16 protein-coding genes are annotated in these 17933 nt (G+C 44.5%); 9 read left to right on the forward strand and 7 right to left on the reverse strand.

What is annotated here, in order from left to right:
* Positions 1 to 174: 174 nt before the first annotated feature.
* The 3 genes from HQM15_11110 to HQM15_11120 all read left to right on the forward strand — a co-directional run bounded on the left by HQM15_11110 (position 175) and on the right by HQM15_11120 (position 2113).
* Complete coding sequence (locus HQM15_11110) at positions 175 to 657, forward strand: hypothetical protein (protein MBF0493310.1); 483 nt, start codon at positions 175 to 177, stop codon at positions 655 to 657.
* Between the two features lie 158 nt (positions 658 to 815).
* A complete protein-coding gene (lgt, locus tag HQM15_11115; protein MBF0493311.1) occupies positions 816 to 1598 on the forward strand; it encodes a prolipoprotein diacylglyceryl transferase in 783 nt (260 codons plus the stop codon).
* 26 nt (positions 1599 to 1624) lie between these two features.
* On the forward strand, positions 1625 to 2113 hold the full coding sequence (locus HQM15_11120) for a hypothetical protein (protein MBF0493312.1): 489 nt from the start codon (positions 1625 to 1627) through the stop codon (positions 2111 to 2113).
* Here the strand turns inward: HQM15_11120 and HQM15_11125 are convergent.
* The gene (locus tag HQM15_11125) at positions 2094 to 2294 is read right to left on the reverse strand and encodes a hypothetical protein (protein MBF0493313.1); all 201 of its coding nucleotides are present in this window, start codon (positions 2292 to 2294) and stop codon (positions 2094 to 2096) included. The two genes, HQM15_11120 and HQM15_11125, sit on opposite strands and share 20 nt — an antisense overlap.
* Before the next feature lie 207 nt (positions 2295 to 2501).
* On the opposite strand from HQM15_11125, the gene HQM15_11130 reads away from it, so the two are divergent.
* Entirely contained in the window at positions 2502 to 2873 is a 372-nt protein-coding gene (locus HQM15_11130; protein ID MBF0493314.1) for a PilZ domain-containing protein, read from the forward strand.
* Here HQM15_11130 and mfd read toward each other — a convergent pair.
* Together mfd and HQM15_11140 are read right to left on the reverse strand one after the other, a co-directional pair.
* The gene (gene mfd / locus HQM15_11135; GenBank protein ID MBF0493315.1) at positions 2854 to 6381 is read right to left on the reverse strand and encodes a transcription-repair coupling factor; all 3528 of its coding nucleotides are present in this window, start codon (positions 6379 to 6381) and stop codon (positions 2854 to 2856) included. The two genes, HQM15_11130 and mfd, sit on opposite strands and share 20 nt — an antisense overlap.
* A 49-nt stretch (positions 6382 to 6430) precedes the next feature.
* The gene (locus tag HQM15_11140; protein MBF0493316.1) at positions 6431 to 7558 is read right to left on the reverse strand and encodes a Fic family protein; all 1128 of its coding nucleotides are present in this window, start codon (positions 7556 to 7558) and stop codon (positions 6431 to 6433) included.
* A 179-nt stretch (positions 7559 to 7737) separates the two neighbouring features.
* Here HQM15_11140 and HQM15_11145 point away from each other — a divergent pair, with 179 nt between their 5' ends.
* On the forward strand, positions 7738 to 9591 hold the full coding sequence (locus tag HQM15_11145; GenBank protein MBF0493317.1) for a hypothetical protein: 1854 nt from the start codon (positions 7738 to 7740) through the stop codon (positions 9589 to 9591).
* Between the two features lie 164 nt (positions 9592 to 9755).
* On the opposite strand, the gene HQM15_11150 is transcribed toward HQM15_11145, so the two are convergent.
* The 4 genes from HQM15_11150 to hemL all read right to left on the reverse strand — a co-directional run bounded on the left by HQM15_11150 (position 9756) and on the right by hemL (position 12833).
* Complete coding sequence (locus HQM15_11150) at positions 9756 to 10076, reverse strand: ATP synthase F0 subunit C (GenBank protein MBF0493318.1); 321 nt, start codon at positions 10074 to 10076, stop codon at positions 9756 to 9758.
* 104 nt (positions 10077 to 10180) lie between these two features.
* Complete coding sequence (atpB, locus tag HQM15_11155) at positions 10181 to 10927, reverse strand: F0F1 ATP synthase subunit A (GenBank protein MBF0493319.1); 747 nt, start codon at positions 10925 to 10927, stop codon at positions 10181 to 10183.
* A 374-nt stretch (positions 10928 to 11301) separates the two neighbouring features.
* Entirely contained in the window at positions 11302 to 11562 is a 261-nt protein-coding gene (locus tag HQM15_11160; GenBank protein ID MBF0493320.1) for an AtpZ/AtpI family protein, read from the reverse strand.
* On the reverse strand, positions 11559 to 12833 hold the full coding sequence (gene hemL / locus HQM15_11165) for a glutamate-1-semialdehyde 2,1-aminomutase (protein ID MBF0493321.1): 1275 nt from the start codon (positions 12831 to 12833) through the stop codon (positions 11559 to 11561). The genes HQM15_11160 and hemL overlap by 4 nt, the downstream gene beginning before the upstream one ends.
* A gap of 15 nt (positions 12834 to 12848) precedes the next feature.
* Between hemL and HQM15_11170 the strand changes: the two genes are divergently transcribed.
* The 4 genes from HQM15_11170 to ychF all read left to right on the forward strand — a co-directional run bounded on the left by HQM15_11170 (position 12849) and on the right by ychF (position 17713).
* Positions 12849 to 13559: a hypothetical protein gene (locus HQM15_11170; GenBank protein ID MBF0493322.1), complete on the forward strand. Its 711-nt coding sequence runs from the start codon at positions 12849 to 12851 to the stop codon at positions 13557 to 13559.
* Entirely contained in the window at positions 13543 to 14481 is a 939-nt protein-coding gene (locus tag HQM15_11175; GenBank protein MBF0493323.1) for a hypothetical protein, read from the forward strand. Before HQM15_11170 ends, HQM15_11175 begins: the two co-directional genes overlap by 17 nt.
* Positions 14482 to 14827: 346 nt before the next feature.
* Positions 14828 to 16492 (forward strand): hypothetical protein, encoded by a 1665-nt coding sequence (locus tag HQM15_11180; protein MBF0493324.1) that lies wholly within the window; start codon positions 14828 to 14830, stop codon positions 16490 to 16492.
* Between the two features lie 126 nt (positions 16493 to 16618).
* Positions 16619 to 17713: a redox-regulated ATPase YchF gene (gene ychF, locus HQM15_11185; GenBank protein MBF0493325.1), complete on the forward strand. Its 1095-nt coding sequence runs from the start codon at positions 16619 to 16621 to the stop codon at positions 17711 to 17713.
* Positions 17714 to 17933 lie beyond the last annotated feature (220 nt).

The raw sequence follows: 17933 nt of genomic DNA on the forward strand, positions 1-17933 counted from the left end.
AAAATAATATTTTTAAACAAGAAGCGATTGACTTTAGAAAAGAAGAAGGCAAAGGGAAAAAAATAGAAATCAAGAAACTTCTCGCCTTATCAAAAAAAACTACCCCCAGTAATTAAATGCATCTTTTAAGAGAGCCTTTGACATTGTTAAAATAGCCATGTTTCACTAGCCCTCATGCAATCTGAAAAGGAAGTCTTCCACGAGCAACTTCAGGTATTAGAAAAGCTTATTCCAAGCCTGGATGCCGCCTATGCAGGACTTACGCGTACCTTCAAGTGGATGACTCCCCTGCTCAAAAAAAGTGTTTTCAACCAAGAAGACCAAAGTTATTTAAAAGACTTTCTGCACAGTGTGCACGAAGATTTGGCTGAATTTGACCAACTGTTAAGACGCGGCGAAGGAGAACGACATTTATTGCGCAGCGAATTCACACGGATCAAAAATGAATACCCCAGTGAACGTGAAAAAGACGAATTTTCCTTGCTTGAAGCCGAATTATGGTCTTTGGAGCAGAGTCTACTCATCCGCGAAAAATGTCTCAATCATCTGAACGAACTGGTACAACTTTTGGACAGTGTAATCAAACTAGGCGAAATGACCGAACTGGATGAACGCTTGCTGACTGAAATTGTCACTGATTTAAAAAATATTACTTGAATCAACATTTAACTAGACCTCTTGCGTAACTGTCGCGAGCACCCTAAGGGCAAAGCGCGGAGGGTCCAAGAAACCGGAGTTTACTACTGTAGATGAGGATTTCTTGGAAACCGCAACGCCGCCATTGGGGGACGCAGTAAGTTACACAAGAGGTCTATATGTACCCAACCCTTTTCACCATTCCTTATCTTGGCTTCAAAGTTCACAGTTATGGAGTGATGGTTGCCCTGGCCTTTTTTTTGGGCATGCAAGTTATCAGTCGTGAAGCCAAACGTCAGGGCCTTCCCGCGGATAAAATCCTGGACCTTTGTTTTTATATCATTATCGCGGCCATTGTCGGTTCTAGGGTGTTCTACATTCTGGTAGAGGAGCCTCATCTCCTACTTTCTCCCTTGGATTGGTTCAAAATTTGGGAAGGTGGCCTGGTTTTTTATGGAGGATTCATTGGCTCGCTGGCAGTTGGTTTTTGGTATCTTCACAAACATCGTTTGAACTTTTTAAAAACAGTGGATGTTTTCATCCTTGCCTTGCCCCTCGGCCACAGCCTGGGAAGAATAGGCTGTTTTTTAGCTGGCTGTTGTTATGGGAAACCCGCCCCTCATTTCCCTTTCTCAGTAGTTTTTCCGCTTACTTCGGAATCAATAGCCCCGGTGGGTGTCCCCCTTTTCCCCACTCAGCTGATGGAATCTATTGCCGAATTATTGGTTTTCGTGTTCTTATTCTGGAAAAGTCGTAAGAAAAAATTTGACGGTCAAATCCTGCTTCTGTACCTTGTTTTATACTCGATTGTTCGGTCTGTCGTAGAAGTTTTCCGAGGAGATATTTCTCGGGGCTTTGTGTGGGATGAAAAGATTAGCGTTGCACAAGGCATTAGTGTGGTGTTGGTTATTGTTGCTTTGATACTGTGGAAGAAATTATCAAAAAAATCCCCTCTCCCTTGAGGGGAGGGTTTTAGAAAGGGTTTTTTATGAAATACCTAAATAAAGCTTTTGTATTTTTTTCCCTCACCTTCATCCTTGTCGGCTTTTGTAATTGCGGCAAGGCCAGACTTTTTGGGACTCAAATGGAGGTAAATCCCGTTTCCAAAAGTTTTCCTGTTGAACCCGGCCTCGCTTTAAAATCGGCCAAAGAGGCCCTGGCCTTTTATGGATATAATCTCCAAAAAGAGGATGCTGAAAAAGGAATGTTGGAAACCCATTGGCAGCCCACCACCAGTGACTCCCATTATGTGAGTTATTTTGACAAACAAGATCGCGGAACCGTAGGGGCTTATCATAAATTGGTGGTCAAGGTAACTTCCAAAGGTCAAGGCTCACAAGTCGAGGTTTCTTCAGTCGCTCAAAGTTTTGTCAACAATCTACTTTCTACCCAAATCGAGGAACACAAGGTTTTGAATAAAATTGCAGACTTTACACGCCGTCAAGAGGTAGAAGTCACTAACATTGGGCTGCAGTAAGGGATTCGATACGTTCCAGTTCCAATACCACCGAATCCTCTCCATCTACTAGCTTGAGATTGCCTATTTCCAGATCAAAGCTCTCTAATATCCCCTGGTAGGAAATATCAAAAGCAATGATTTCCACTTTCTTGCCTTTAAGCTGACGTAATTTTTGAAAGGTAAAGTCTTCTTCTTGCATGGGAACACATCTTTCTGTGAATTAATTTCGAAAAGTTCACGAATTTACTCTATTTTTTCTGAGATTCTATCTTATCCACAGCTGTGAATAAATCGAACTTGTAAATCAAAATAAGCTAGCAAAATTAATAAGATACATAACGCTATGCGTTATAAGAAAAAGTTGACAACTTTAGTCTTTCTCCGTAGCTAATATTCATTCATGAAAATGAGGGAAACCAAAGTGTTTTTCGACAAAGAATCCTTACTATCTAATGACCAAAGCGAAAAGAGGTTATTTAAACGCGTCGACGTAGGTTTGGACGTTGAGTTGGTGGTCGATGGAGCTGCCCTTCGTGCCACCACAGCTAACATTAGCTGTGGTGGCCTTTTTTTGATGTTAGATGCAAGAGAATTAAAACAAGTTCAGGACCTTTCCCTAGTAATCCACCTTCCCAACCGACAAAAACCCGTTCAAGTTATTGCAGAGGTTCTTCGCAAAGAAAATGATTCCCGTGAAGGCGTCGCGGTTAAATTTCAAGGCCTCTACAACGATAATATTCTCGCCATTGAGCAGTTTATTAAATCGACCCTGCATTAGACAGCTCCTCTTCCAACGACAATAAAAATTTATATACTCCCTCCAATATTTTTTCATCACTTGTTTCTCGTTGAGGAGTCACAAATTTCAAATCGGCGGTCAGTTGATAATATTTGGGATCCTTTTTAATGCGTTTCAAAAACGCATCGGGTGGTAAAGGAGATTGGGAATGAAACTTGTAAATGACCCGGGATTTTTCTTGAAGAACCGATTCAATCAGTAAACGTTTCGCCACAATTTTAATGCGAATCAAGCCAAGCAAATTCCTTACCGACAGCGGCAACTCTCCGAATCGATCGCGAATTTCTTCCCGCAGTTCATCCAGAACTTTTTCATCTTCCAGATGAGAAATACGTTTATAAAGTCCCAAACGTGTAGAATCCTCGGGAACGTAGTCTGTGGGCACTACGGCGGGCATCATGAAATTGAGTTCGGGATCCACTTCAATTTTCTGCGCCTCGCCTTTCAGCTGATTCATGGTCTGCTCGAGCAAATGCATGTACATTTCATAACCAATACTTTGGATGTGCCCATGCTGCTCGCCGCCTAAGATATTTCCAGCCCCTCGCATCTCCAAATCATGCGCGGCTACTTTAAACCCGCTTCCCAACTCAGTAAAACGTTGCAGAACCGCTAGCCTGGAACGTGCCTCCGGGGTAATTGCCACTTCCGCAGGGGTCAGCAGATAACAGAAGGCGCGGACATTCGAGCGCCCTACCCTTCCCCGCAGCTGATACAATTGAGACAAACCAAAACAATCCGCTCGATTGATAATCATGGTGTTGGCCGAAGGGAAATCGACCCCCGATTCAATAATGGCTGTGGATAAAAGCACCTGGGCTTCCTTGTTGTAAAATTTGAGAATGGCCTCTTCGAGCTCTTCTTCATTCATGGCACCGTGGGCCACGGCAAAGGTCGCTTCGGGGACAATCTTCTTGAGACGATCTGCCATGGCCGCAATACTTTGCACACGATTATGCACAAAGAATACCTGACCGCCGCGCTGCAACTCGCGCAAGATGGCATCGCGAAGGAGTCCTTCATCAAAATGAGCCACATAGGTGCGGACAGACAGGCGATCTGCGGGCGGTGTGTTGATGACCGAGAGGTCCCGAATTCCAAACAATGAAAGATTGAGCGTACGAGGAATAGGCGTGGCGGTGAGCGTCAGCACATCCACCAGATTTTTCATCTTTTTGATGCGCTCTTTGTGCGTCACGCCAAAACGTTGCTCTTCGTCGATGACGAGCAAGCCCAAATTTTTAAAATGGATATCCCGCTGAATTAAACGATGCGTCCCAATCACAATATCCAAGCCACCGGACGCCAGTTTCGCAACAATCTCTTTTTGTTCCTGAGCCAAACGAAAGCGCGACAGCATGTCTACCGTGGCCCCAACTTCCGCAAAACGCTTTTGAAAGGTTTGATAATGTTGGAAGGCCAGGATGGTAGTCGGAACCAAAATCGCCACTTGTTTGTGGTTAAGCACCGCCTTGTAAGCCGCTCGCATGGCCACTTCGGTTTTTCCAAAACCCACGTCGCCGCAGATGAGTCGGTCCATCACTTTGTCATTTTCCAAATCACGCACCACGTCTTGAATGGCTTTTTCCTGATCGGGTGTTTCTTCATAGGCAAAGGCCATTTCAAATTGTTCCAACTCTTCGACGCCTTCCAAGTAGGGAGGTCGCTGCTGCAACTCACGCGCCGCATAGATCTTCAGCAATTCTCCCGCAATGGACTGAATCGACTTCTTCGCTTTTTCCTGGGCCTTACTCCAACCCGTGCCCCCCAGTTTATCCAGCTGAGGCACAAAACCGCCTTCACTGGTGTAACGCTGAATTTGATTGAGTCGGTAGATGGGAATGTAGAGTTTGTCTTTTCCCAGGTATTCCAAAAGTAAAAATTCCCCTTCCACATTTCCCAGCTTAAGACTCTTCAGGCCTTGATAGAGACCAATCCCATGTTCGAGATGAACCACATAATCGCCTTCTCGAAGTTCTTCAAAAGTATTAAAGACGGCCAATGCCTCACTGCGTTTTTTGACGCGCTTTTGACGCAGGCCAAAAATCTCTTCGTCTTTAATCCAAAGGGTAGAATCGCCTTCGAGTGTGAAACCTTTGCTGAGAGTCCCTTGTGTAACGTAATAGGCCGCTGGTAATCCCCTCTCCTTGAGGAGAGGGCCAGGGTGAGGTGAGGATGCACTCGAATGCGCCCAAGCCAAAGGATTTTGAGAAAGAGGAATTAGATGCAATTCATGCCGCTCAAATAGATCAAGCAACCTGAGGCGCTGACTCTCCTGAGAGGCAATAAAGACAATATTTTTACCGGAGTTTTTTTGTTCCTGAAAATAGTCGAACAAGGGATCGAGTCGTTGCAGGCCTTGGATTTGATCAAGAATTTTAGTGTGGAGGGCTTCGTTGGTGAGAGTCGCCAAATGAAGATCTTCTCCAGAGCGTTGCAGTGTTTCAAATTGCATTTGCTGAAAACTTTTAAACTCCTCCAGCATCTCTTCTTGAGAAAAAAACAACTCTTCCACTCGAACCAATTTTTCAGGGCTGCTGGAATTCTGCCGTGCCTCTTGGATTTCTCCCGCATGTTTTGCAAGATTCTCAAAAGCCATCTCAGCATCGCAAGAAACAAAGAGCGCATCCTTTTTAAGATAAGCGAGCAGGCTTTCGGTCTTGTCATAAAAGAAGGGTAAAAAAGTTTCGAGCCCTGCAAAAGGCAGATGATTTTTTAAGGGAGTAAGCAGCTGATCGCGTTCCAGCTTGGGAATGCCCTGCTCATCAAAACGCTGCCGCAGCTCTTTTGAGGCCCGAGCAATGGTCTGCTCATTCAGCACGACCTCACGAGCGGGAAGCAGCACCAGATCTTCCACCTGCTTTAGACTGCGCTGAGTGCCTGCTTCAAAGAGGCGGATAGATTCGACCAGATCCCCAAAGAGTTCGAGCCGATAGGGGTACTGCGAATGCGGTGGAAAGATATCAATAATACCCCCGCGAACGGCGAAGGTTCCTGCATCTTCCACCAAAGGCACATTCAAATAACCCGCCTCGCTGAGTTTCAGTAAAAAGGCCTCGCGGTCGATTTCTTCTTTGGCCACCACATAATCGGCGTAATCCTGAAAGATAGATTTAGGCGGCAGACGATGCTGCAAGGCCGAAAAGGAAGTCACGATTAACAAAGGCCGACGGGCACTGGTCATGTCGTAGAGCACGGACAAGCGCTGCGTCAAAATATCGGGGTGGGGATTGAGTTGAAAGTAAGGCAGCACATCCAAGGAAGGAAAAAACAAGACATCGGCATCGGAACCCAGGAAAAAAGTTAAGTCCGAGACAAGGACCTCGGCTTCTTTGGTGCTGGGACAGGCCACCAGAAAAGTTTTCTGCAAACGAAGAAAAAGCTGCCCTAACACATAAGCCCGTGCAGACGCAGTAAGGCCGGTAATTTTTTTGTTTAGGCTGGGTAAAGAATTAATTTGTTCAACAAGATCCTGAAGCACAGACATGAGGGAGCTGGGCTTATCTTAAGTTAGGGATGGGGGGAAGGGAAATTTATTAAAAAATAATTTGATATCGAGTAGCACTGGCTTGGCCGTAGGATTGAATAAATTTATCTTCTAACAATCGATTCAAACTATTAATCACCGTACGACGCGGGAGTTCTGTATGAGAAATCAGTTCTCCAGTTTGAAGTTTTCTTTCTGGGTTATTTTTGAAACACCCATAAACTTTTAAAGACGCTTCTGGAAGTTCTTGAGTCATTAATATTTTTTTTGAATATACTTCTACATCCTCTAAAGCTAAGCGAAACATTTTCATCATGAACTTTAGAAAAAATTCTATTTTATAATTTTTAGGATCTTGTTGAAAAATTCCACCCGAACATTGTTGCAAGGCATGATAATAATACATTTTATGTCTTTCGATTTGTCTATCCACTGAAATGTAACGGCAAATACTTGCTATGTCTTCATCTGCGGATTGTAAGAGTGCTAAATAAAAAAGAGCTCTTCCTAAACGTCCATTGCCATCCTGAAAAGGATGAATAGCCAAAAATCGAAAGACAAACTCACAGGCAAACGCCAAAGACCAGGGATAATCTTTTAAATTTTGATTGTACCACTGAAGCAAATCGTACATGGCCGACTCGGTAAGAGGACCCGGATCGGAGGTTTTAAAAACCACTCTTTCTTCTTTCGTTCGGGAGTTGCGCTCAATGACACTGTTGGGAACTTTCTTATATTGACCTATGTAATAATGAGCAGGTGGATAGTATTTTAAAAGTTCTTGGTGAAAGGCACAAAGGTCACTTTGTCTCAAAGGAAAAAAATCTTTAGCTTGTTCGAAAAGGATTATCAGTAGAGACCTGCATCCTGCCACTTCTTCGATGCTGCGCTCTCTATCTTTAGAAAGTTTGTCGAAAATCAGATGCTGCTGATTTTCAAAAGTAGTGGTCTTGACATCTTGAGAAAGCTGAGTATCTATCCAATAAATTTCTGCATCGGTAAGAACTGCATTTTCAATGCGGGTGGAGGCACCAATATTACTCACTTGAGCTAAGTGATGAATTTCATCTAAAAAAGAAGGGCTATAAGTCTTTAGCTTGCTTATTACCGGAACTAGTAATTTGTTAACATCCTGTAATTCTTTAGTTATTTTATTTGTTAGTTCGAATGAAAGCATACAAAAAATCCTCTTGTGCCATATTGTGCCATAATGATGCAGATTTAATGGCTCAATATGGCTCAATCCAACAAAAAAGGTCAAAGCAAATCTCTCTACTTGTTCTCTCCTTAAGTATCGATTATCCTTACAGAACGAATTCGCAACTTTAGTCTGCTGAAACGCCGAAAAGAGGATTTGTGGGAAATCCAATTGATAATAGTAAAGACATTTTAGGTTCCACCCTGACGCGACTTCGGGAGATTGATGAAAGCAGTCGCGCACAGCAGCAAGATCGGGATCGAGCCGAGCAGGCCAATCGTCAGCAAAATAATCCAACCCAACAACAAATTCAGCAGCAGGCCTTTCAGACCAAGAAAACACCAACGACTCCCAGGCCAGAAAATAATGCCCATGCCGCAGCGGACGAGCATGAACATCTTCAAGCTCAACGACAAAAAAACTTTCAGCAGGCCGTGCAACAAGGCCAGCAAATGCAGGACCTGCACGGACAAGGCGTTAAGGAACAATTACAAAGCCGTTTCAGTCAGGCGCAGAATCAGCTTCCTCAAAATCAAAGTCAAAATCCGCGCGCGCCGGGCGTTACCGCGAATTTACTGCAAAATATTAGAACGGCCACCCAAACTGGATCTCAAAACCCTCAGGCCCAGCTCAAATCGAATCCCGGCGCCCAAAATAATTCACAGGCCTCGGGGCAGACTCAAAATCACGCAGGAGAAGGAGTTCGACTGGGCGAATGGACGCGTCAGATGGGCGTTTTTGAAGGAGGGCGACTGCCTCAGCAGGGTCATAGCCCCAACCCCGAGGTCTTGTTACAACGTTCGGCCCAAAATTATGTGAAGGCCGAGAGTACTAATCCTCAATCGACTTTGGGACGCTCTTACCCGCAAGGAGCCGTCACTCGCCTGCCCCAGGCCCAATTTCAGCAACTTTTCTCTCAGACCATTGCTCGCTTATTTGAGATCCCTCAAGGGGAAACGCAGCTTCCTCCTCTTGCAGTACTCTTTGAACAGGGGCATATCTTTGTGCGAGAAGGCAATCGGGTAAGGGTGTTTCAATTGCTGGAGGATGGATCTCTGATGGAGGTCGAGTCGGAAGGAGAAGAAGGCGGCGGAAGGCATGGTGCTTCCCTTTCCGCAGAGGCCAAGGGTCAAATTCACCTCTTGCTGAAACAGCAAGGCCTGCAGAGTAAACTGAAGGACGAAGCCCGGGGTTTTCAAGAACTGCGGGGAGAGGCCTCCGAACATCTTTCTGAAAAAACAGGAAAATTTTATCTGCTTCAAGACAGTCATCTGCCTGAACTCTGGCAAGATGGCACTTCCTTTTCTCATTTGCTGCGCAAGGTGCTGGAGGAAGGATTACAAATTGGCACTTATTTGGATATTGGAGAGGAAACGCAGTTTAGTCCCAAAAGCGAATGGCAGGCCTTTTTTGCGCGTATGCTGCAAATGAATAGTGCGGAAAGATCGGCCACCAAATCTTTTGATGAACTCTTCGATTTTTTGTTTCGCGGACTTTTCGACAAGGAGGGCGTGGGGCGAACTCTCGTCTCGGACTTCAAATACAATCTAAAAGGAAAGGCCAGGGAAGAAAAATTTGCTCAAATTCCTTTGGCGGATGTGGAAGCCGAATTGATGGAATTTCTGAATGAACTGAAACCCGGTCAAAAAATTTCCAAAGAAACCCTCGTCGAATTTTTGGGGGGAGATCTGGCCTTTATTCAAATGGCCCACCTCTCGGATAAATTCAGGGGCGAAATGCTCTCCAATACCTATAAGGACATACAGTTTAATCCTGCCTCGAAGATCAATCCTTACTCTCAAGCCAACATGGAGCGACTGCTCTTTGCCAAGACACGAAAAGAAAATCCCCTGATTCTCAACCAGATTGATGCCCTTACAAGCCCTGTGGAGGGAAATCCAAAATGGAAAATCTGGTTTGAAGGCAACGCAAAATGGCTCACCTATGTAGGCTATGGAATGATTGGCTTTGCGGTGTTGCTGCTTTTGATTTTTTCTTTGAGGAAGAGTTGATTTCCCCCTCTTAAGCTAAGAGGGGGGCAGGGGGCGTTATGGCAATTGGACTCAATTGAATCATAACCCCTCCTAACCTCCCCTTAGCTTAAGGGGAGGAAACAAAATAAAAAACCCCCAATGGATCTTCCAAAGGGGGTTTTTGAATTCAATCAAAGATCAAATTAGATCTTGCCCAAAAGCAAGTACGCAATGGCCCAAGAAGCAAGCACCAAAGATTCGATTAAAGCTAAACCTAAGATCATAGGCGTTTGAACTTTGGAGGCTGCCCCTGGATTACGAGCAATCCCTTCTAAAGCAGCAGCAGCGGCCTTACCTTGTCCCAGGGTTCCCCCTAAGGCAGCCAGACCAATAGCGAGTGCGGCACCAATCGCAATTGTACCGGTACCAGAACCTCCAGCCATTCCTGCATGTTCCTGAGCAAACACGAGGGTGGTTAGAAACAAAGCGGAAAATCCGCTTAAGAATGAGAGTATTTTTTTCATACGTTTCCTATTTTAAGTCCTCAGTTTTTTTGACTTCAACGCTTTCTGTTCTTTAAATCGGCAAGGCTGGCCGAACGATTAAACATCATCCTTAATCCTAAAAATTAATGATGCGCCTCATGACCTTCTTCATGCGCCGTCGCCAAACGAATATAAATCATGGTGAGCAGCGTAAAGACAAAGGCCTGCACAAAAGAAACAAAAAGCCCCAAAATCATAAAAAAGATTGGGACAATGAGTGGAGCTAAACCAGAAAATGCACCTAAGACCATGTGGTCTACATTCATGTTACAAACCAAACGAAAAGAAAGTGTACCTACGCGGAGAAAATTACCAAACATTTCAATCGCGAAAATAAGAAGGGATAAAGGCAAAAAAGCCAAAATGTTGTACCAGCGGCCGGAAGGCACAATGCCCATAAAATGTTTGAAATAATTGATAAACCCCTGCTCTTTGATACCCATGAAGTTGTAATAAAGAAAAACACAAAGCGCCATAGCAAGGTTCGTATTAAAATTGGAGGTGGGGGCCATAAAACCCGGAATTTGACCCAAAAGATTAGAGGTGAAAACAAAAACAAAAAGGGTGGCTAAAAAAGGAAAATGTTTCCTTGCGTCCGCACCCAAAATGCCTTCCGACAAATCCAGTAGGCTCTCAATAAGCACTTCAAAAAAATTAGTAAGACTTACTTTAGAGGAAGGAACCAAGGCCTTTTCTACCTTCACCACATTTCGCCTCACTATTAAGGCCATCAGCAAAAGAAGCAGAGCTACAAAAATAGCCGTAATCACATGAACGTTCCCTGCATTCACAAAGGGAGACATCATGGCAAACCAGTTTAAACCGTGCATAAATACCTCAATCCTGGGAATGAAATCCAGTCTTAGTAAGGCCCTGCCAAAGCAGAGCAATCAAAAATAAAAAAAGACCTACAAGAAACGAGGGCGTGTCTAAACGAGATCTCAGAAAAATCCAAGCTAAAATTACAAGAAGCAAAGGTATTTTTACAAAAAAAAGCAGGATCCAGAAAGGAGAACTATTTCCTCCCAGCGCAGATTTTAACAGAGTCTCCGCATACTTTCGAATTACATAAAAATTAAGCCCCACCAAGAAGGCCCCTAAATAAAAAGCTACGGGACTAAAACGGACCCAAAAAAAACTTAAGAAAAACCCTAAAAGCAAAGCCAGTAAAAGGAGTTTCCCTTCAAAAGAAGCTAAAAAAAGTCTAGTCTTTGTTTTCACGATTTTTCCAAAGCAGCGCTTTTAAAAAAATATAAAATCCAAGCAAAAGGCCTCCTATCAGGCAAAGAAGGGTGTAGCGGGTATTCGAATGAAAGCGCGTATCCAGATAAGATCCGAGTTCGGCAAACAGGAATACTGTAAAAACCAGTTGAATTCCAGCTCCACTGTAGATTGCAAAACGGGTGTAAAAATCTTTGGACGCGTAAAAGGCCTTTGATTTTTTGGATTCCTCGTCGTTTTTCATAAAGCGTTTTTTACAGCCTGAAGAGTTTTCTCAATTTCTTTTTCTTTATGAATAGCCGAAACAAACCAGGCCTCATAGGCCGAGGGGGGAAGATAAATCCCCTGCTCTAACATCGCGTTAAAAAATCGATTGAAGCGCGGCACATCGCTCTTTTGCGCGTCCTCCAGATTACGTACTGGAGTCTCCGAAAAAAAGAGGCCCATCATGCCACCGATATAAGGCACTTGGAGGGGAATCCCTGATGCCTTGGCTATTTTCTGGATTCCTTCGGCCAGGTTTCGGGTATTTTTCTCCATCTTTTTAAAATTAGCTTTTTGCGTAATGAGCCTTAAGGTTTCAATACCTGCGACCATGGCCAGAGGATTTCCGGAAAGCGTTCCCGCTTGGTAGACAGGGCCTAGGGGAGCCAGCAGATCCATAATCTCTGCCCGTCCTCCAAAGGCCCCCACCGGCAGGCCTCCGCCGATGACCTTTCCCAGGGTGGTCAGATCGGGCCTGATTTTGAAATGGGCCTGGGCGCCTCCTAAAGCGACGCGAAAGCCGGTCATCACTTCGTCAAAAATCAACAAGGCCCCCTCTTTTTGCGTGAGAGCCCGCAAGGCCTCTAAAAACCCCGCTTCGGGAAGGATGCAGCCTGAATTTCCCACGACCGGTTCTAAAATAATACAGGCAATTTCCTGGGGATTGGCCTTAAATAATTTTTCTACCGCGTCCAAATCATTATAGGGTGCCGTCAAAGTCAATCGGGCAAAGGCCTCTGGCACTCCCTTGCTGGTAGGAACTCCAAAAGTGAGGGCGCCACTTCCCGCCTTCACCAGCAAACTGTCGCTGTGGCCATGATAACAACCTTCAAATTTGATAATTTTTTCACGGCCCGTAAAAGCCCGGGCCAGGCGGATGGCCCCCATCACCGCCTCGGTGCCTGAATTGACCAGACGTATTTTTTCGCAAGAGGGATAATGCTTTTGAATGAGCGCGCCTAAAATGGATTCCTGCTCGCTGGGGGCGCCGTAACTGGTTCCCAAGGCCGCTGCTTTTTTTAAGGCAGACACTACTTGAGGATGCGCGTGTCCCATGACCAAAGGACCCCAGGAACCTACGTAATCAATATAGCTATTCCCATCGACGTCATAAAGTAAGGCCCCTTTGGCCTTCTGGATAAAACGAGGCTCGCCTCCCACGGATCGAAAGGCCCGAACTGGGCTGTTGACTCCACCTGGAAATATTTTTTGAGATTGTTGAAACAGTCGTTGTGATTTTTTGATTTTCATATTTATGAAGTCCTTATGAAAGAATATCGCAGCGCTGTCTTTATCCCCACTTTTCCGGAAGCACAAGCTTTGTTGAAAAGAGGCAAAAGCAAATTGCTTCAAAAAGCTAAAAAGGCCTGGATGTATGAACTTCAAAAAAATAAAACAGACGCTGTTTTACTGGTGATTACGGGCATGGGACAAGCCTTGACCCAAGAAGCGGCCGAGGAAGTTTTTAAACACTATAAAATATCGCAGCTTTATTTGTTTGGAGTGGCGGGGGCTTTGAGAGAAGAACTAAAAAGACCTCAGGCCTTCTATATTTCTGAAGTTAAGAATTTAAAAAATCAAAGTCTTTCATCCTCAAAGCATGTGGATTCTTTCGCTTCCGCCACCGCTGTAACGGTCGATCATGTGATTCAACAAACTTCTGAAAAGCGCTTGTTACAAGAAAATTATTTGGCCGATCTGGTAGAAATGGAATCTTTTCCCTTAGCCCAACTCTGCCAAAATCAAAAAATACCCTTCACCCATATTCGCTGGATTATGGATGAATTTCAGGATCAACTTCCTTCCGTGTCTGACTTTGTAGATCCCTGGGGGAAAATAAAAATCGTTCCCCTCGTTTTTTCCCTTTTGAAAAATCCAAGATTGTGTTTTGAGCTTGTCGGCCTTGCTCGGAAAAGCCGACAAAGCCTTAAAGCCATGACTTTATTTTTGGATTCTTTTTATGAAAAATATCTTTAAAAAAATATTTATTTTCCTTTTCATTTTCACTTTGAGTGCCTGTGCCAAACAGTGTGGAAAAAATCCGAATCAAAAACTTTCGCCTCTGGAGATCTTTCCAGAGCAGCATCGTGTGGTGCTTCTGTTGAATTGGAAAAGGTTTGCCGCCACACCCTACAGTGAAGCCATGTTTCAGAAGGCCTCACCCGAGCTGAGACATTTTTCTTCGCAGATGGAGATACTCTACATCTCCACTTCCCTTCGAAGGCCCGGAGAAGAACCTTCTTCGCTGGCCTTGGTGGAAGGTGAATTCGATATTGCAAAAATTTTAGAGTGGCTCACCCAGCTTTCCAGAGACGAATCCAAAGAACTGCAAAATATGATTTGGAAGGGAAAGACCATTTATATCTCCCCCAAAGACCCCGATATGGGCATGAGCATTCTCAATAAAAATCAGATTATTTGGGGAACTCTTACGGCCCTCAAACAAAGTCTGGAAGCAGTGGAAACCAAAAGTGGAAGCCTGGCTGGGCGAAAGGATTTTGCTTCATTGTGGGCCCAGCATAATCCCAGTAAATTGATTTGGGGCGCTGCGCTGCTGAAGGGGCAAGAATCCTCTCCCTCTTTTCCCCTGCTTCAAAATGTGAATTCATTAATACTCAATGCCGATTTAGTCGCTGCGGATCTCAATGTAGAGGTCACAGCCAATAGCGTGAATGAAGCTGAGGCCAAAAATCTGCTCGATTTCCTTTCCAGCTATCAAAAGCTTGTTTCCTCACAGGCTGATTCTATCCCTCAAAAGTTGCTCTCTCAGTTGAAACTGGAACAAAAACAGCAAAACCTTTTGGCCACTTTAAATATCTCCTCCGAGCAACTCAAAACATTGGCTTCTCAGATCCAATTTGTGCCTCCGGAATCTCAACCTAATGCCTTAAAAAAATAACCCAGGCCGTCAATTTTTTGACTTTACCGTTGAAAATAATGACAATAAAAAAGCAATAACCTGTCAAAAGCAGTTAATTGCTGAGTTTCCCCTTAAAATCTCCTTTCCCTAGCAGCTCTTAACAAAATTTGATTTTTCCTTTCTTCTTTTAACAATTTTTTCAACCCTTCTCATTTATTTTCAAATATCTCAGGGTATTTTTCTACTTTTTTGACTTTGGGACCTTTAAAATCTAACGGTATAACTATTTAATATCATTATATTTTATAAATTCATCCCTTCCTTTTTTTCTGGCACGCACCTTGCCTTAGTAAGCCTGTGCAAATCCATTTTCGAGGGAGGCTTCATGAAGAGTTTTTTTTCTAGGCGTCTATTTTTTTTATCCGCCATTTTTTCTTTGTCGCTGTTGCAAGCATGCGGAGGGGGAGGTGGAGGTAGTGCCGGCAGTACTGGTAGTGGAAATAGCAGCTCTAACAACAATGGAGGAAATGTTTCCGCTCAATCCGTTGGAACCACGATTGGAACTTTGAATGTAGGATCCAGTGCAAGTGTCTCCTTTAGTGGATCTTCCGCCTCGGTCTCATTTTCAGACCTAACGGGAAGTGAACGCTTCGTGGTCACTCTCTTTTCCGAATCTACAGCCACAAGTTCCTATCCTACAAGACTGAGTGGTTCCGAAAGTTTGGCCCCTGCTGATGAAAATGGTGTGGTTTCGGCGCAACTTCTAAAAAACTTTAAAAAGGAAGAAGAGAATGAAAATACAATTACCGAAGATTTTCACGAAAAACTGAGAGAAGCAGAAGCTGCGCTTCCTCTCGAGGAAATAAGACAACAACATACCCTTTCACTTTCTGCCGTGGACCATATCTCCCCGGAGCTTTCCATCGGTGACACGCGCAGCATCAAGGTATTAAACTCGCTCAGTAACACCTCCGATTACTCCACTCGCACAGGAAGATTAGTTTATCAAACCGCTCGCTTTGATTTTTACGTCGATACCGAAGATCAAGGCGCCCTTTCTACTTCGGATGTACAAAGCATGGCCGATGAACTGGAGGCCCATGCAACCAAAGAATACGCAACTTTTGGATCGGTGTCGGATATCGATGACAATGGAAAAGTAAATGTCTTTTACACCCATATTTTAAACGGACTTGCTGCGGGTGGCATTGTCACTGGTTATTTCTTTGGGGGTGATTTATACGATACCTATCCCTCTTCAAACATGGGTGAATTTATTTATTGCCATGTTCCTGATGATTCGGGAGCCCACGGAGTGGCCATTCCACATAGTTTTTTCATGAGCAATACCGGTCCTCTTTGTGCCTACCATGAACTCCAACACGCCATTAATTTCAACATGAAGGTTTTTGTAAATGGAGGAAGCCCTGAACCAGGGCCTTTCAATGAAGGCCGTTCCCATCTGGCAGAAGACCTGCATAACGATTTCTTGAGAACCAGCAATGAAAACCCTTCACGGGTACAATTGTGTTTGTCTTCTAGTGCCATTGCATCCTTTGCCAGCGGAACTGGGCTTGCTCAACGCGGATGTTCTTACCTGTTTCATCTTTATTTATACGAACAGGCAAACAATGGGCGTTTCTCGGGCATTAGCAATGGCGCAGCCTTGATCTACCGAACCAGCAATACGGCCCTCACCGGCCTAGATGCAATTACTTCTGCCACCGGCGAGACCGTAGAAAGTCTGGTCTCCGATTTTTTCACGGCAGTTTACCTGTCAAATACCGGACTAAGTAGCAACCCTCGTTATAATTTCAGCAACATCAATCTGAGAGCCGCACAAGATGACAATCGCGGCACCGTTCTCTCAGGTCCCTCGGTCACCACCGCTTCTTCATTGCCCGCTTCGGGTTCTATCCCGGGCTTGAGCGCGGCCTACTTCCTGGTCAGCGGATCTACCTTGAGTTCTGCAGGAAACACACTCAATATTTCGACTACCAGTAGTGACATGAATCCAGGAGCTCGATTGATTCGAATTGGTGATGAATAAGCTCTTGACCCCGCTGGAGACTGCTCTTACAAGCCCCTTAGTATCTTCATTTTTCCACCCTCTCCCCAACCCTCTCAAGGGCGAGGGAACTTGGAATGAGAAATTAAAATATTAATAGGACATCCCATGGGCTTTCAATGTGGCATTGTTGGTCTTCCCAACGTCGGTAAATCCACCATTTTCAATGCACTCACGCAGGCAGGTGCACAAGCCGCCAATTATCCTTTTTGTACCATCGATCCCAATGTCGGGGTGGTGCCCCTGAATGATGCGCGTCAAAATAAAATCGTGACCCTCATCAAACCCCAAAAGGTGGTTCCAACCACAATCGAATTTGTGGACATTGCAGGTCTGGTGAAAGGCGCTTCTAAGGGAGAAGGCCTGGGCAATCAGTTTCTGGGTCATATCAAAAGTGTGAATGCCATTGCCCATGTAGTTCGCTGTTTTGAAGACAACGATGTGGTGCATGTGGATGGTTCGGTAGATCCTTTGCGTGATATTGAAGTGATTAATACAGAGTTGGCCTTGGCAGATTTGGCCACCGTTGAAAAACGTCTGGAAAAAAATGCACGTCTTGCCAAAGGGGGAGATAAAAAGGCCCTGGCGGAAGCGGCCGTCCTCGAAAAAATCAAGATCCAGCTGGATCAAGTCCAACCCGTCCGCGCACTGGAACTGAGCGAAGAAGAAAAATCTCTCATCCGGGAATTATTTCTTATTACCGAAAAACCCGTGCTCTATGTGGCCAATGTCAGCGAAGTGGATCTTAAAAATCCAAATGCCCATGTGAAAGCCGTGGAAGAATACGCAAAAAAAGAAGGCAGTGAATGGGTGATGCTCTCCGGCGCCATTGAATCCGAAATCGCCAGCTTGTCTGTGGAAGAGCAAAAGGAATTTATGAAAGATCTGGGACTCAGTGAATCAGGGCTGGATCGCCTGGGACACGCCGCCTATCGCTTATTAAAACTCATTTCCTATTTCACGGCGGGTGAACAGGAAGTGCGGGCCTGGACTATCCCTCAAGGCTTTAAAGCGCCTCAAGCCGCAGGCGTGATTCATACCGATTTTGAAAAGGGCTTCATCAAGGCTGAGGTGTATCATTGCGAAGATCTATTTCGCCTCGGTTCGGAACAAAAAGTAAAGGAAGCCGGTTTACTGAGACTGGAAGGAAAAGAGTATGTGGTGAAAGATGGGGATGTGATGTTTTTCAGGTTTAATGTTTAAGGCTCGAAAAGATCGAGAAAAAACAAAAATATTTTTATCCGTTAACCCAATAAAAACACTTCATTTTTTACTAACTCAGCGGTTTGAGTAAGCTAAGATGCATTTAATTACTGGGGGTAGTTTTTTTTGATAAGGCGAGAAGTTTCTTGATTTCTATTTTTTTCCCTTTGCCTTCTTCTTTTCTAAAGTCAATCGCTTCTTGTTTAAAAATATTATTTTG

Source organism: Deltaproteobacteria bacterium, assembly GCA_015233135.1.
Classification (GTDB): Bacteria; UBA10199; UBA10199; order JADFYH01; family JADFYH01; genus JADFYH01.